Origin of the sequence: Escherichia sp. XD33, from assembly GCF_019375075.1 — a bacterium.
Taxonomy (GTDB): Bacteria; Pseudomonadota; Gammaproteobacteria; order Enterobacterales; family Enterobacteriaceae; genus Enterobacter; species Enterobacter flexneri_A.
In genome coordinates this window covers 1-873 of record NZ_JAENDM010000232.1, presented here as the reverse complement: position 1 = coordinate 873, position 873 = coordinate 1, and the positions used below count along the sequence as shown (strand labels likewise).

General features: G+C 47.3%; 2 protein-coding genes. One reads left to right on the top strand and one right to left on the bottom strand.

Annotation, left to right across the window (positions count from 1 at the left end; translation table 11 throughout):
- The coding region (locus tag K0778_RS26510) for an IS1 family transposase (protein ID WP_000298061.1) at positions 1-195 on the top strand (195 nt) is incomplete at its 5' end.
- Positions 196-205: 10 nt separating this feature from the next.
- Here the strand turns inward: K0778_RS26510 and K0778_RS26505 are convergent.
- On the bottom strand, positions 206-873 hold a 668-nt coding region (locus tag K0778_RS26505), incomplete at its 5' end, for an RHS repeat-associated core domain-containing protein (protein WP_153449204.1).

Sequence of the window (873 nt, the reverse complement as noted above, 5' to 3'; positions counted from 1 at the left end):
CCGCTGTATGAATCCCGCCTGAAGGGAAAGCTGCACGTAATCAGCAAGCGATATACGCAGCGAATTGAGCGGCATAACCTGAATCTGAGGCAGCACCTGGCACGGCTGGGACGGAAGTCGCTGTCGTTCTCAAAATCGGTGGAGCTGCATGACAAAGTCATCGGGCATTATCTGAACATAAAACACTATCAATAAGTTGGAGTCATTACCTTCCTCTCGATGTTCTCTGTTTCATTTTAGCTAAAATTTCACCCAAATCATCTATCCCTGCTGTTGCTGGCCCATCGGGTTTATTAATGTCTGGGAATAAATAGGGTTCTGCACAAGTATATCCTGGTGGTAATTGAGTTGTTGGCCAATTTGTCTGTGGCAGGTAATCACTTGCTGTCTTTGTATCCATCCCTGGATACTGGGAATCATCCTGTGGCGTACAAGTCAGATTTGGTTTTACCCACTTCCTGCAATACAGTGTGTAGTCGTAAGGGCTTAATGCTCTGAAGAATGTTTTGAAAACATTAGGCGCACTACTGGCCTGGTCAATAGGATATGGCAGTCTTAATTGTTTCGCTATGTCCGGCAATTTACTTGGATCGGGCGTAGGCGGTTTGTTGGGTCTCGCTCCATATCCGCCATTATTTAAGTGTCCATATTTTGATGCCAGTCCCATTGAATCTATATACTGAACCGGATTCAGCGGATACTGATAAAAATTCCATCCCCCCTTCAGCCCAATCGGATCCTGAGTGATATACCTCCCCTGCAGCGGGTCATAATAGCGGTGGCGGTTGTAATACAGGCCGGACTCCTCATCATACTGCTGCCCCGGCAGCCGGATAAGCTGCTGCAGCTGATGCGGGTTCTCTTCATTCAGCA